Source organism: Xanthomonas sp. SHU 166 (assembly GCF_000364685.1).
Lineage (GTDB): Bacteria > Pseudomonadota > Gammaproteobacteria > Xanthomonadales > Xanthomonadaceae > Xanthomonas_A > Xanthomonas_A sontii.
Map to the genome: position 1 here is coordinate 1 of NZ_AQOJ01000749.1, position 13,214 is coordinate 13,214.

Annotated in this window: 18 protein-coding genes; 14 read left to right on the forward strand and 4 right to left on the reverse strand. The window is 67.1% G+C overall.

Annotation, left to right across the window (positions count from 1 at the left end):
- On the forward strand, window positions 1–517 hold a 517-nt coding region (locus tag D180_RS17395; protein ID WP_010344094.1), incomplete at its 5' end, for a DUF3108 domain-containing protein.
- Window positions 518–519: 2 nt separating this feature from the next.
- A complete protein-coding gene (locus D180_RS17400; RefSeq protein ID WP_017910671.1) occupies window positions 520–1,203 on the forward strand; it encodes a DUF3108 domain-containing protein in 684 nt (227 codons plus the stop codon).
- A 465-nt stretch (window positions 1,204–1,668) separates the two neighbouring features.
- On the opposite strand, the gene D180_RS17405 is transcribed toward D180_RS17400, so the two are convergent.
- The 3 genes from D180_RS17405 to D180_RS17415 are packed head-to-tail and all read right to left on the reverse strand — an operon-like array spanning window position 1,669 to window position 3,543.
- Window positions 1,669–1,983 (reverse strand): hypothetical protein, encoded by a 315-nt coding sequence (locus D180_RS17405; protein ID WP_010344096.1) that lies wholly within the window; start codon window positions 1,981–1,983, stop codon window positions 1,669–1,671.
- Window positions 1,980–3,254, reverse strand: a complete 1,275-nt coding sequence (gene murA, locus D180_RS17410) for a UDP-N-acetylglucosamine 1-carboxyvinyltransferase (protein WP_017913808.1) — start codon at window positions 3,252–3,254, stop codon at window positions 1,980–1,982. Before murA ends, D180_RS17405 begins: the two co-directional genes overlap by 4 nt.
- 46 nt (window positions 3,255–3,300) lie before the next feature.
- A complete protein-coding gene (locus D180_RS17415; RefSeq protein ID WP_017910668.1) occupies window positions 3,301–3,543 on the reverse strand; it encodes a BolA/IbaG family iron-sulfur metabolism protein in 243 nt (80 codons plus the stop codon).
- A 52-nt stretch (window positions 3,544–3,595) separates the two neighbouring features.
- Between D180_RS17415 and D180_RS17420 the strand changes: the two genes are divergently transcribed.
- From D180_RS17420 to lptB, 5 genes are all read left to right on the forward strand, one after another.
- Window positions 3,596–4,597 carry a KpsF/GutQ family sugar-phosphate isomerase gene (locus D180_RS17420; RefSeq protein ID WP_017913809.1) on the forward strand — a complete coding sequence of 334 codons (1,002 nt, stop codon included), beginning with the start codon at window positions 3,596–3,598 and terminating at the stop codon, window positions 4,595–4,597.
- A gap of 88 nt (window positions 4,598–4,685) precedes the next feature.
- Window positions 4,686–5,234, forward strand: coding sequence for an HAD hydrolase family protein (locus D180_RS17425; protein WP_017913810.1), 549 nt, complete (start codon window positions 4,686–4,688; stop codon window positions 5,232–5,234).
- The gene (gene lptC, locus D180_RS17430; RefSeq protein WP_017913811.1) at window positions 5,231–5,797 is read left to right on the forward strand and encodes an LPS export ABC transporter periplasmic protein LptC; all 567 of its coding nucleotides are present in this window, start codon (window positions 5,231–5,233) and stop codon (window positions 5,795–5,797) included. The genes D180_RS17425 and lptC overlap by 4 nt, the downstream gene beginning before the upstream one ends.
- Window positions 5,775–6,368, forward strand: coding sequence for a lipopolysaccharide transport periplasmic protein LptA (gene lptA, locus D180_RS17435; protein ID WP_043091258.1), 594 nt, complete (start codon window positions 5,775–5,777; stop codon window positions 6,366–6,368). Before lptC ends, lptA begins: the two co-directional genes overlap by 23 nt.
- Window positions 6,368–7,087, forward strand: a complete 720-nt coding sequence (gene lptB, locus D180_RS17440) for an LPS export ABC transporter ATP-binding protein (RefSeq protein WP_010344103.1) — start codon at window positions 6,368–6,370, stop codon at window positions 7,085–7,087. The genes lptA and lptB overlap by 1 nt, the downstream gene beginning before the upstream one ends.
- A 2-nt stretch (window positions 7,088–7,089) precedes the next feature.
- Here the strand turns inward: lptB and D180_RS24055 are convergent, their stop codons facing one another.
- The gene (locus D180_RS24055; protein WP_157835485.1) at window positions 7,090–7,758 is read right to left on the reverse strand and encodes a hypothetical protein; all 669 of its coding nucleotides are present in this window, start codon (window positions 7,756–7,758) and stop codon (window positions 7,090–7,092) included.
- A gap of 488 nt (window positions 7,759–8,246) precedes the next feature.
- On the opposite strand from D180_RS24055, the gene D180_RS17445 reads away from it, so the two are divergent.
- From D180_RS17445 to D180_RS17475, 7 genes are all read left to right on the forward strand, one after another.
- The gene (locus D180_RS17445) at window positions 8,247–9,710 is read left to right on the forward strand and encodes an RNA polymerase factor sigma-54 (RefSeq protein ID WP_017913814.1); all 1,464 of its coding nucleotides are present in this window, start codon (window positions 8,247–8,249) and stop codon (window positions 9,708–9,710) included.
- A gap of 50 nt (window positions 9,711–9,760) precedes the next feature.
- Window positions 9,761–10,078, forward strand: a complete 318-nt coding sequence (gene raiA, locus D180_RS17450) for a ribosome-associated translation inhibitor RaiA (RefSeq protein ID WP_010344105.1) — start codon at window positions 9,761–9,763, stop codon at window positions 10,076–10,078.
- Window positions 10,079–10,099: 21 nt separating this feature from the next.
- Complete coding sequence (locus tag D180_RS17455; RefSeq protein WP_017913815.1) at window positions 10,100–10,552, forward strand: PTS sugar transporter subunit IIA; 453 nt, start codon at window positions 10,100–10,102, stop codon at window positions 10,550–10,552.
- A complete protein-coding gene (hprK, locus tag D180_RS17460) occupies window positions 10,549–11,499 on the forward strand; it encodes an HPr(Ser) kinase/phosphatase (RefSeq protein WP_017910661.1) in 951 nt (316 codons plus the stop codon). The genes D180_RS17455 and hprK overlap by 4 nt, the downstream gene beginning before the upstream one ends.
- Window positions 11,496–12,374 (forward strand): RNase adapter RapZ, encoded by an 879-nt coding sequence (rapZ, locus tag D180_RS17465; protein WP_017913816.1) that lies wholly within the window; start codon window positions 11,496–11,498, stop codon window positions 12,372–12,374. The genes hprK and rapZ overlap by 4 nt, the downstream gene beginning before the upstream one ends.
- A gap of 145 nt (window positions 12,375–12,519) precedes the next feature.
- Window positions 12,520–12,912 carry a PTS sugar transporter subunit IIA gene (locus tag D180_RS17470; RefSeq protein WP_017910659.1) on the forward strand — a complete coding sequence of 131 codons (393 nt, stop codon included), beginning with the start codon at window positions 12,520–12,522 and terminating at the stop codon, window positions 12,910–12,912.
- Window positions 12,905–13,174 (forward strand): HPr family phosphocarrier protein, encoded by a 270-nt coding sequence (locus D180_RS17475; RefSeq protein ID WP_010344110.1) that lies wholly within the window; start codon window positions 12,905–12,907, stop codon window positions 13,172–13,174. The genes D180_RS17470 and D180_RS17475 overlap by 8 nt, the downstream gene beginning before the upstream one ends.
- The last annotated feature ends 40 nt before the right edge of the window (window positions 13,175–13,214 follow it).

The window sequence follows — 13,214 nt, forward strand, 5'->3', positions numbered from 1 at the left end:
CTTCGCCAGCATCCTCGGCCTCAACATCGAACAGAGCACGGTGTTCACCGTGCAGGACGGCCGCTACGTCCCGCAGAGCCAGAGCACGGTCAAGAAGGCGGTGTTCTTTGGCAAGAAGGTCACCGGCGTGTACGACTGGAAACAGGGCGTGGCGCGTTGGGACGGCGACCTGAAGAAGGACCGGCAGGCACCGATCCCGCTGCAGCCCGGCGACCAGAGCGCGCTGCTGCTCAACCTCTCGCTGATGCGCGACGCGCAACCCGGCAAGACCATGACCTACCGCTTCGTCGACGTCGGCCGGGTGCGCGAACATGTCTACCGCGCCGCCGACCAGACCGAGACCGTGCAGGTCGGCGACATCAGCTACGACGCATTGCGGGTGTCGCGCACCAATGGCGGCCGCAATGAGACCATCCTGTGGATCGCCAACGGCGTGCCGACGCCGGTGCGCATCCTGCAGCGCGAGGACGGCGAAGACCGCATCGACCTGCGCCTGACCGAATACCAAGGAGCCTGACCATGACCCGCATCGCCCGCCCGCTGACCGCCCTCGCCGCCGCCCTGCTGGCCACGGCGAGCCTGCCCGCCCTGGCCCTGGAGCCATTCACCGCGGACTACCAGGCCAGCTACATGGGCATGCAGGCCAACGGCGTGATGACCCTGGCCAAGCAAGGCGCCGACCGCTGGCGCTACAGCCTGGCGATCAAGAACCAGGTCGCCGACCTCAGCCAGAGCACCGTGTTCGAGGAAAAGGGCGGGCAGCTGCGTCCGCTCAGCAGCGACGACCGCTCGGTGTTCCTGATCAAGAAGAAGGCGGTGACCGCCAACTACGACTGGAGCACCGGCCAGGCGACCTGGGGCGGCGACCTCAAGGCCGACCGCCGCGGCCCGGTGAAGCTGCAGCCGGGCGACATGGACGCGCTGCTGATCAACCTGGCGATCGCGCGCGACGTCAACGCCGGCAAGACCCCGAGCTACCGCATGGTCGACGAGGGCCGCGCCAAGCCGATGACCTACCGCGTCGCCGGCAAGGAAGCGGTCACCGTCAACGGCAAGACCGAGCAGGCGACCAAGGTCAGCCGCACCGACGGCTCCAAGGAAATCATTGCCTGGATCGTGCCGGACATGCCGGTGCCAGTGCGCATCCTGCAGCGCGAGAACGGCCAGGACGCGCTGGACCTGACGATCAAGGCGTTGCGCTGAAGAGCCGGGATTGGGGAATGGGGATTGGGGAATCGTGAAAGCGGCTTCGCCGCGGGAATTGGGAATCGGGAGTGGGGAATCGTGAAAGCGGTTCCCCGCGCGTGATCGTTCCCGTGTGAGGGCTGGGATTGGGGAGCCGGGATTGGGGAATCGCAACAGCAACTCCCTGCCCGTGGTGCTTCCCATGTGGAAGGGGCTTCAGCCCCGACGCGCTGAGCCGGGATTGGGATTTGGGAAAGCGCAGCAGCAGTTCCCAACGCAGCGCGTGGCGTCCCATGTGGGAGGGGCTTCAGCCCCGACGCGAGTATGCGAATCGCCCTGCGGAAACCGGCGAGCGATTGCAGGAGCCCCAAACGGCGCGAGTCAACGCCCATCCATGGAACATGCAACGGGGCGACAGGTAGCGCTCTCCCTTGGTGCACAGCCTAGGCGGGCGCCGCCCAGGCAGCGCCCTGCCCCACGCCCTTACTTCTTCTCCGCCGGCGCGGCCTTGAAGGTGGTGCGGCAATCCACGCGGATCTGCGCGCCGGTGCTGCGCCAGTAGAAGGTGCTGCATTCGCGCGGGCCGTTCTGGGTGCGGCTCACGCCGACCGCGTAGAACGACTGCCAGATCTCGTCGCGGGTGACCTGGCCATCGCCGTTCCAGTCCATGTCGCGCTCCTCGATGCCCTGGGTGATGGCGATGCCGGTGTACCAGGCATAGCCGACCCAGGCCAGCAGCACCACCACGATCGCCAGCAACACCTTGCGCCGGCGGCTGAAGCGGCCGCTGAGGATCATGCGACGCGCCGGATGGACGCGCCCAGCGCCCCCAGCTTCTCCTCGATGTTCTCGTACCCCCGGTCCAGGTGGTAGATGCGGTCGATGGTGGTGTCGCCGTCGGCGACCAGGCCCGCCAGGATCAGCGAGGCCGAGGCGCGCAGGTCGGTGGCCATCACCGGCGCGCCGCTGAGCCGCTCGGCGCCGCGCACGATCGCGGTGTGGCCTTCGATCTGGATGTCCGCGCCCAGGCGCAGCAGTTCGTTGACGTGCATGAAACGATTCTCGAAGATCGTTTCGTTGATCACGCCGACGCCGTCGGCCACGCAGTTGAGCGCCATGAACTGCGCCTGCATGTCGGTGGGGAACGCCGGATACGGCGCGGTGGTCAGGCTGACCGCGCGCGGGCGCTTGCCGTGCATGTCCAGGCGGATCCAGTCCTCGCCGGTCTCGATGCTGGCGCCGGCCTCCGTGAGCTTGTCCAGCACCGCGTCGAGGGTATCGGCGCGCGCGCGGCGCACGGTCACGCTGCCGCCGGTCATCGCCGCGGCGACCAGGAAGGTGCCGGTCTCGATGCGGTCCGGCAGCACCGCGTGGCGACCGCCGGACAGGCGCTCCACGCCATGCACGACGATGCGCGAGGTGCCGGCGCCTTCGATCTTCGCGCCCAGCGCGATCAGGCAGTCGGCCAGGTCGCTGACCTCCGGCTCCATCGCCGCGTTTTCCAGCACGGTGGTGCCGTCGGCCAGGGCCGCGGCCATCAGCACGTTCTCGGTGCCGGTGACGCTGACCATGTCGAACACGTAGCGGCCGCCCTTGAGCCGGCCTTTGCTGCTGGCCTTGATGTAACCGTTCTCGACGCTGATCTCCGCGCCCAGCGCCTGCAGGCCCTTGATGTGCTGGTCGACCGGCCGCGAGCCGATCGCGCAGCCGCCCGGCAGCGACACTTCGGCCGCGCCGAACTTGGCCAGCAGCGGGCCCAGCACCAGGATCGAGGCGCGCATGGTGCGTACCAGTTCGTACGGGGCGACGTGCTGATGGACCTTGCGCGGGTCGACGGTGATCGCGCTGCCGCGCGACAGCGTGCCTTCGTCGATGGTGACTTCCGCGCCCAGCTCGCCGAGCAGCTTCACCGTGGTGATCACGTCGTGCAGCTGCGGCACGTTGGTGATCTCCACCGGCGCATCGGCCAGCAGGGTCGCGCAGAGGATCGGCAGCACGGCGTTCTTGGCGCCGGAAATGTTCACTTCACCGTGCAGCGCGTTGCCACCGGTCACTACGATTTTGGCCATGGGTCTCGTGGGGGAATTGAAAGGGGAGAAACGGGCGCGCGGCGGCTCAGCCGGCGGCGCGCCCGGCCTGCTCGGGGGTCAGGGTGGTCAGGGCCAGCGCGTGGATCGCGCCGCCCATCAGCTCGCCCAGGGTGGCGTAGACCATGCGGTGGCGGGCCAGCGGCAGCTTGCCGGCGAAGGCGGCGCTGACCACGGTGGCCTCGAAGTGCACGCCGTCGTCGCCCTGCACCTGCACCTGCGCGTCCGGCAGGCCGGCCTCGATGAGTTTACGGATGGTTTCGGCGTCCACCGGGCTTTCCTAATAAAATGATCGGCCATTCTACCCTCCGACCGGCACCCGCATGGATGTATCGCCCCTGTCTCCCACGACGCCCGACGACGCCGGCCTGGTCGCCAGCGGCCGTCGCGTGGTCGAGATCGAGCAGGCCGCGCTGGCGGCGGTCGGCGCGCGCATCGGCGCCGAGTTCGCGGCCGCCTGCCGGCTGATCCTGGGTTCGCGCGGGCGCGTGGTCGCCACCGGCATGGGCAAGTCCGGCCATGTGGCGCGCAAGATCGCCGCCACCCTCGCCTCCACCGGCACCCCGGCGTTCTTCGTGCACCCGGGCGAGGCCGGGCATGGCGACCTGGGCATGATCACCGACGCCGATGTGGTCCTGGCGCTGTCCTACTCCGGCGAGTCCGACGAGATCCTGATGCTGCTGCCGGTGCTCAAGCGCCAGGGCAACGCGGTGATCGCGATGACCGGGCGCGCGCAATCCACGCTGGCGCGCGAGGCCGACCTGCACCTGGACGTCAGCGTGCCGGCCGAGGCCTGCCCGCTGGACCTGGCGCCGACCTCCAGCACCACCGCCTCGCTGGCGCTGGGCGATGCGCTGGCGGTGGCGCTGCTGGACGCGCGTGGCTTTACCGCCGACGACTTCGCCCGCTCGCACCCGGCCGGCAGCCTCGGTCGCCGCCTGCTGCTGCACATCACCGACGTCATGCATCGCGGCGACGAACTGCCCAAGGTCCGCGAGGACGCCAGCCTCAGCGAAGCGCTGGTGGAGATGAGCCGCAAGCGCCTGGGCATGACCGCGGTGGTGGACGCCGACGACCGCCTGCTCGGGCTGTTCACCGACGGCGACCTGCGCCGGACGCTGGACAGCGCGCTGGACGTGCGCCAGACCCGCATCGCCGAGGTGATGACCCGGCAGCCGCGCACCATCGGCGCCGACCAGCTCGCCGCCGAGGCCGCCCGGCTGATGGAGACGCACCAGATCAACGGCCTGATCGTGGTCGACGCGGCCGGCCGCGCGGTCGGCGCGCTCAACATTCACGACCTGTTGCGCGCCAGAGTGGTTTAACAGGCTGAACCCGTTCACCGCCAGTGGCGCTCCACGCCGCTGGCCCTGGCCGCTGGAAAGCCGGCCTCCCCGCCCCGATATCCCGAACATGCCCTATTCCCCGCTGGCCGACCTCCCCGCCGACCTGATCGACCGCGCCGCCCGGATCCGCCTGGCGTGCTTCGACGTGGACGGCACGCTGACCGACGGCCGCCTGTACTACGACCGCGACGGCAACGAGAGCAAGGCCTTCAACGTGCTCGACGGCCAGGGCCTGGTGCAGTTGCGCCGGCACGGCATCGACGTGGCGCTGATCACCGCGCGGCCCAGCCTGGCCGCGGAGAAGCGCGGCCAGGAGCTGGGCCTGCTGGTGCAGATCGGGGTCAAGGACAAGCGCGCCGGGGTGCAGGCGCTGTGCGACGAGCGCGGCATCGGCCTGGAGCAGGTCTGCTTCATGGGCGACGACCTGCCCGACCTGGCGCCGCTGCGCGTGGTCGGCCTGGCGGTGGCACCGGCCAACGCCCATCCCTGGACCGCCGAACACGTGCACTGGACCACCCGCGCCTGCGGCGGCGAAGGCGCCGCCCGCGAACTGTGCGACGTGCTGCTGGCCGCGCAAGGCCACGTCCCGTCCCTGCTGCAGGAGCATGGCGCATGAACTGGCGTACCACTCTCGGCGGCCTGCTGCTGGTCGGCGCCCTGATCAGCGGCTGGTCGGCCTGGAACCAGCGCAGCAAGCCCAGCCGCAATCCGTCCGACGAAGCCAGCGTGGACTACATCGCCCGCGACTTCGAGATCGTCAGCCTGGACAAGCAGGGCAAGGAAGCGATGACCCTGCGCGCGCCGCAGATGGAACGCAGCCGCGCCGACCAGACGATGTCGATCGTGACTCCGCTGTTCCTGCTGCCCGACGCCAACGGCCAGCACTGGGAAATGCGCAGCAAGACCGGCTGGGTCAGCGCCAACGGCGACGAACTGCGCCTGCGCGACGAGGTCGCCGGCGACAGCCCCAAGGTGCCCAGCATCCCGCCCACCACCTTCCGTACCCAGAGCCTGGACGTCTTCCCGCAGACCAACAGCGCACGCACCGCCGACCCGGTCACCATGACCCGGCCCGGTATGATGCAGACCGGCGTCGGCTTCCAGGTCGACTTGAAATCCCGGCAGTACAAGCTCCTTTCACAGGTCAAGTCCCGTTATGAACCGAATGCTGCCCGCTAAGCTCGCCCTGCTCGCCCTGCTGCTGCCGACCCTGGCGCTGGCCAAGTCGACCGACCGCAACCAGCCGATGGACATCAAGTCCGACGCGCAGGACGGCAACATGATGGCCGACGACGGCAAGGTCCGTTTCTTCGGCAATGTCGTCATCATCCAGGGCACGCTGGAGATCCATGCCGATACTGCCGACCTGTTCCGCAAGAACGGCGACATCGATCGCGTCGTGCTGACCGGCAAGCAGGCCACCCTGAAGCAGGAACTGGACGACGGCTCGCCGATGGACGCGGTCGCCGACAACATCGACTACAAGGTGCCCACCGACACGGTGATCCTCACCGGAAACTACCGCATGACCTCGCCCAAGGGCACGAATGCCGGCCAGCGCATGGTCTACAACACCAAGACCGGCGACATGCAGGGCGGCGGCGACGGCACCCGCGTGCACACGGTGATCCAGCCGAAGAACGCTGGCGCCGCTCCGGCCGGCACGCCTGCGAACGGCGCGAAGCCTGCCGCCAAACCGGCCGCGACGCCAGCCAAGCCGGCCAAGCCTGCGAAACAAGGAGGCCAGTGATGCTGCTCGCCGAAGGCCTGCGCAAGCGCTACAAGCAGCGCGAAGTGGTGCGCGATTTTGCGCTGACCCTGGAGGCCGGCGAAGTGGTCGGTCTGCTCGGCCCCAACGGTGCCGGCAAGACCACCTGCTTCTACATGATCGTCGGCCTGGTCGACGCCGATGCCGGGCGCATCGTGCTCGACGGCAACGACATCACCGCGTTGCCCATGTACAAGCGCGCCAAGCTCGGCGTCGGCTACCTGCCGCAGGAACCGTCGGTGTTCCGCAAGCTCAGCGTGGCCGACAACATCCGCCTGGTGCTGGAACTGCGCGAGGACCTGGACGCCGCCGGCCAGGAACGCGAACTGGTGGCGCTGCTGGACGAACTGCAGATCAGCCACGTCGCCGACCAGCTCGGCGCCAGCCTCTCCGGCGGCGAGCGCCGTCGCTGCGAGATCGCCCGCGCGCTGGCGGCCAAGCCGCGGCTGATGCTGCTCGACGAGCCCTTCGCCGGCGTCGACCCGATCTCGGTCGGCGAAATCCAGCGCATCGTCACTCACCTCAAGCAGCGCGGCATCGGCGTGCTCATCACCGACCACAACGTGCGCGAAACCTTGGGAATCTGCGACCGGGCGTATATCCTCAACGAAGGCAGCGTGTTGGCGCAGGGCTCCCCGGAAATGCTTCTTGCGAACTCAGAGGTGAGAAGAGTTTACCTCGGAGAAACATTCAAACTTTGATGTTAGTTTGAGGATATCGCATTGACCTTAGGATCGGTGGAAAAAACAAACCTTTTTTCCACCCCTCCCCCAACGACCTCAGACGTTTCCAGCAACCCATAAGCCGGAGTAGGAGGACCAAAAATTCCAGAAACAAGACCCTCATCATCTTTATTTCCAGACATATTTACCTTACCAACGCAGACAGATGTGCCACACTCAAAATCGATACCACTGACATCATTGCGCGCTGCAAGCTTCTCTTTCATCGCAGATAGATAAATTTTCTTTAACTCCTGAGCCTCCGGATCGCCAGCATACTTACCCGCGAAACCACGCAGCAGCGCCGGGAAATTATCTTTATCGAGAAGCTTTTTTGCCTTACTTAAAGAAAGAGCATCGCCGGAGAGCACAGCACTCTCACCGATCGGCACTTCCGCTTTATTTTCCTTACTCCCGCCATCAACAGCATTGAGTCCCTCCCCAACTACGGGATTACTAGGAACTCCAGCTCGAATTCCACCTGAATCATCCCCCGCATTAACCGCATCAACGGACTGCCGCAGTCGGGCAGCCGACCCGGGCATGTCGCCAATGCTTCCAACAGAAAGCAAAGAAGACCCAAAAAAATAAAATACCCCAAAAACAAGGAGCGCGATGGAAGAGAAAAACAAAAGCCGCTTCTTTTTCATCGCACTCCCGATTGGCACAAGACGTATAGGCACCCCATTTCAGGGGCGCAACTGTTTATTAATTCCCAGGCTTAGGAGTGCCCGGAGTATTGAACCGCATCGTTACTTGACCGCCACAACAATCGGCAACATGAACATTACTGCCACTGATAGTAACGACACAACTATTGGTACAACTATAATTAACCCCATTGATGCTAACGGAGTCTGCAAACGCTGTCGTCGTAACCGCAAGCAATAAAACACCTGCAAGCTTCTTAGCAAAAACTGGCACGGCCATAGTAAACAAACTCCTTTTGTATTAGCCATTGATTATCCGCGCAAACTCCATTGCAAAGCTCGCGCCCGTGATACATATCACACCAATCAATCCATCGTCAACAAAAATGTTAAGTGCGATCACAGGAGCCCCTACCGCCAAGCGCAGGTAACTTCTCTGAGACAACGCTAAGATTCAGAACCGCCTCACTGCTGAGTACACACGACGGATGAAAGCACGGCTGCAGACATCGCTGGGACAGCACCTGGTCATGACGCCGCAGTTGCGGCAAGCGATCAAGCTGTTGCAGATGTCCAGCGCCGAGCTGGAGGTGGAGATCGCCGAGGCGGTGGAGAGCAATCCGCTGCTGGAATGGTCCGAGGACGCTGCACCGGCGTTCGAACGCAGCGAAGGCGCCGACCACGGCCTTGACCGCGACCACGCGGCAGGCGAGACGCGCAGCGACGGCGATGGCGACCGCGGCGAATCCGCGCAGGCCAGCGACGGCACCGACTGGGCCGAGGCCGAACCGGCCTGGGCCGGCGGCAGCGGCGGTTCGTTCGACGACGACGACCTGGGCAGCGCGGCCGAACGCGTCGCCGAACCCGACACCCTGATCGATCACCTGCTGTGGCAGCTGCACCTGTCGCCGCTGTCCGCGCGCGACCGCAGCATCGGCGCGGCGCTGATCGACGCGCTCGACGACGATGGCTACCTGCGCGAGCCGCTGGCCGCGATCGCCGAGACGCTGCGCCCGGACATCGCCGCCGAGGAGGACGAAATCCTCACCGTGCTGCACCAGATCCAGCGCTTCGACCCGGCCGGCATCGCCGCGCGCAGCCTGGGCGAGTGTCTGACCCTGCAGTTGGACACCCTGCCCGAGGACACGCCGGGGCTGGCGCTGGCCCGCATCATCGCCAACGGTCCGCTGGAGCGGTTGCCGCGCAGCGGCGTGGCCGGGCTGGCCCACGAACTCAAGCGTCCGGCGGCGGAGGTCGACACCGCGGTCGCCCTGCTGCGCTCGCTGGACCCGCGCCCGGGCAAGCAGATCGGCGAACTGGGCAGCGACACCTACGTGGTGCCCGATTGCGTGGTCTGGCGCCAGCGCGGGGTCTGGCATGCGGCGCTGTCGGCGCACGCCCAGCCCAAGGTCACCATCCACCGCGGCTACGAGCGGCTGATCCGCCAGTGTGGCGAAAGCGACGCCGGTTACCTGCGCGGGCAACTGCAGGAAGCGCGCTGGCTGCTGAAGAGCCTGGAGGCGCGCGGCGAGACCCTGCTCAAGGTGACCCGCTGCCTGCTCAAGCAGCAGGCCGGCTTCCTGGAGTTCGGCGAACAGGCGCTGCGGCCGCTGACCCTGCGCGAGATCGCCGGCGAACTGGGCCTGCACGAGAGCACCATCTCGCGCGCCATCGCCCGCAAGTACGTGCGCACCCCGCGCGGCACCATCCCGCTGCGCGCCTTCTTCGCCTCGGGCATCGACACCGACAGCGGCGGCGAGGCGTCCAGCACGGCGATCCAGGCGATGATCCGGCGGCTGATCGAGGCGGAAAATCCGCGCAAGCCGCTTTCTGACGCCAAGCTGGCCGACCTGCTGAAAAGTGCCGGCGTGCCTGTAGCGCGCCGCACCGTAGCGAAGTATCGTGAGGCCATGAACATTTCCGCCTCCCACGAACGCGTTCGAATCGGCTAGCGGCGGCGGCGATGGTTCATAGGTGTGAAACCCGAACCAAGGAGTATCCGATGCGTATCGAGACCTACGGCCAGCAGATCGAAGTCACCCCCGCCCTGCGCGAGTATGTGGAGACCAAGCTGCAACGGCTGAAGCGACACTACGAGGAAACCATCGAGGTCCGCGCCCAGCTGGCGCTGCGCAAGCCCGACCACCACGTCGAGGCCACCGTCAACGTCCCCGGCCGCACCCTGCACGCCGACGCCAGCGCGCAGACCATGTACGCGGCGATCGACCTGCTCGCCGACAAGCTGGACCGGCTGATCATCAAGCACAAGGAAAAGAAGCACGACCACCATGCGGCCGAGGTGCGCGACAATCTCGCGTGATCCTCCCCACGTTGCGCCGCCATGCCCTTGACCGATCTGATGGCGGCCGTCAGCACCCAGGTGCTTCCGGCCGCCGATCGCGACACCCTGCTGCACACCGCCGCCGGTCTGCTGGCCTGCCAGCAGGCCGGCGCCGATGAACTCTTCGCCAGCCTGCGCGAGCGCGAGCAGCTCGGCAGCACCGCCATCGGCCACGGCATCGCCATCCCGCACGGCCGCGCGCCGGACCTGGACGCCCCACGTGGCGCGCTGCTGCGCCTGCAGCAGCCGATCGATTTCGACGGCCAGGGCACACTGGTCGACCTGATCTTCGCCATGGCGGTCCCGGCGCACTACACCCACCAACACCTGATGCTGCTGTCCGAATTGGCCGAGCAGTTCTCCATCGAGGAATTCCGCGACGCCCTGCGCAATGCGCCGGACGCCGCCGCACTGTATGCGCTGCTCGGCGGCGCGCCACGGGCCGCCGCATGAACACCAGCATCGACGCACGCGAGCTGTTCGACCAGCAGCGCGACCGCCTGGGCCTGCGCTGGATCGCCGGGCACAAGGGCGAACACCGGGTGCTGGAGGCCGGCAATGCGGTCTCGCGGCGCCCGTCGCTGGCCGGCTATCTCAACACCATCTACCCCAACAAGGTGCAGATCCTCGGCACCGAGGAACTGGCCTGGCTGGACTCGCTGGACGCGCGCCAGCGCTGGGAGACCATCGAGAAGATCGTGCAGGTGCGGCCGCTGGCGCTGGTGGTCACCAAGAACCAGTCGTGCCCGGAAGACCTGCGCGCGGCCGCCGACGAATCCGACACGCCGCTGTGGGTCTCGCCCAAGCGCGGCCACGAACTGCTCAATCACCTGTCCTACCACCTGGCACGCACGCTGGCGCCGCGGGTGATCCTGCATGGCGTGTTCATGGAGATCTACTCGATCGGCGTGCTGATCACCGGCGAGGCGGGTTCGGGCAAGAGCGAACTGGCGCTGGAACTGCTCAGCCGCGGCCACCGCCTGGTCGCCGACGACGCCCCCGAATTCACCCAGATCGCCCCCGACGTGCTCGACGGCACCTGCCCGGAACTGCTGCAGGACCTGCTGGAAGTGCGCGGGCTCGGCGTGCTCAACGTGCGCGAGATGTTCGGCGACACGGCTGTAAAGAAGAACAAGTACCTTCGGCTCATCGTGCACCTGACCCGGCCCATGACCGAGCCCACGCCCCATGGCTACGAACGTCTCACCGGCGATTCCGGGACCCGCCACGTGCTGGACCTGGACGTGCCGCTGATCACCCTGCCGGTGATGCCCGGCCGCAACCTGGCGGTGCTGACCGAGGCCGCCACGCGCCTGCACATCCTGCGCACCAAGGGCATCGACCCGGCGGCGATGTTCATCGCCCGCCACAGCAACCTGCTGGAGCGGCGCAGCCCATGACCGACGGCGCCCCCACTTCCACCCTGGTCATCGTCAGCGGCCTGTCCGGCTCCGGCAAGTCGGTGGCACTGAAGACCTTCGAGGACCTGGACTACTACTGCGTCGACAACCTGCCGGTGGAACTGCTGCCGGCCTTCGTCAAGAGCCTGGTGCGCGAGGATGCCGGCCCCAGCAAGCTGGCGGTGGGCATCGACGTGCGCAGCCGCCATAGCGACCTGAGCCAGCTCTCGCGCTGGCGCGAGGCGGTGGCGCAGTTCGGCCTGGATGCGCGGCTGCTGTTCTTCGACGCCAACGACGAGGCGCTGATCAAGCGCTACGCCGACACGCGCCGGCGCCATCCGCTGTCGCGCCAGGGCCTGTCGCTGCCGGAAGCGATCGAGCGCGAGCGCGCCCTGACCGAGCCGCTGCGCGAGGCGGCCGATGCGGTGATCGACACCAGCACGCTCAACGTGCACCAGTTGCGCCGGCGGGTCACCACCGAGTTCGCGCTGTCCAGCGAGAACACCCTGTCGCTGCTGTTCGAGTCCTTCGCCTACAAGCGCGGGGTGCCGGCCGAAGCGGATTTCGTGTTCGACGCGCGGGTGCTGCCGAATCCGCACTGGGACCCGGAACTGCGGCCGATGACCGGCCGCGACAGCGGCGTGCGCGAGTACCTGGACGCGCAACCGGACGTGCAGCGCTACACCGCGCAACTGATCGACTTCCTCGACACCTGGCTGCCGCGGCTGCGCAACGACACCCGCAGCTACGTGACCATCGCCTTCGGCTGCACCGGCGGCAAGCACCGCTCGGTCTACCTGGCCGAACGCCTGGCCCGCCACGCCCGCGAACAGGGCTGGCCGGAAGTGGCCACCTTCCATCGCGAGCAGGATTGATCGAAAAGCCGGGATTCGGGATCGGGGATTCGGGATTGGCAGAAGCGGCATTGCTCTGGCTCTTGCGAATCCCCAATCCCGAATCCCCAATCTCCGCTCCCCACAGGCATTCCCTGCGCCCTGCCTGACCTGTTAACGTTCTCCCATGGCCTGTGGCATTCTCCTCATCACCCACCCTGGGATCGGCGCCGCGCTGCTGAGCGTGGCGACCCGGCTGTTGCGGCAATTGCCGCTGAAGACCGAAGCCTTCGAGGTGCCGTTCGACGCCGACCTCGACGCGCTGCTACCGAACGCATCTGCCGCGTTGCGGCGGGTGGACGACGGCGATGGCGTGCTGGTGGTGACGGATCTGTACGGGGCCAGCCCGAGCAACCTCGCCGCGCGGCTGGCGCGCCTGGGCACGCCGGTGCGTCGCGTCTCGGCGTTGAGCCTGCCGATGCTGCTGCGGATCATGAACTACCCCGAACAAGGACTGGAGCAGTTGCCCGCGACCGCCGCCGCCGGCTCGCGCAACGGCGTGGTGATCGACGATGCTTGAACGCGAACTGCTGGTCTCCAACCGCCTCGGCCTGCACGCCCGCGCCACTGCCAAGCTGGTGCAGACGCTGTCCTCGTTCCGCTGCAATGCCACGCTGGCGGCCAAGGGCCGCGAGGTCAACGCCAAGAGCATCATGGGCGTGATGCTGCTGGCCGCCGCGCAGGGCACGCCGGTGACGGTGCGGGTAGACGGCGCCGACGAAGCCGAGGCGCTCAAGGCCGTGGTCGACCTGTTCGAGCGGCGCTTCGACGAGGACAGCTGAGCATGCGCCGCCGGCGGCCGCAGGCAGGGACGCGGTGCCG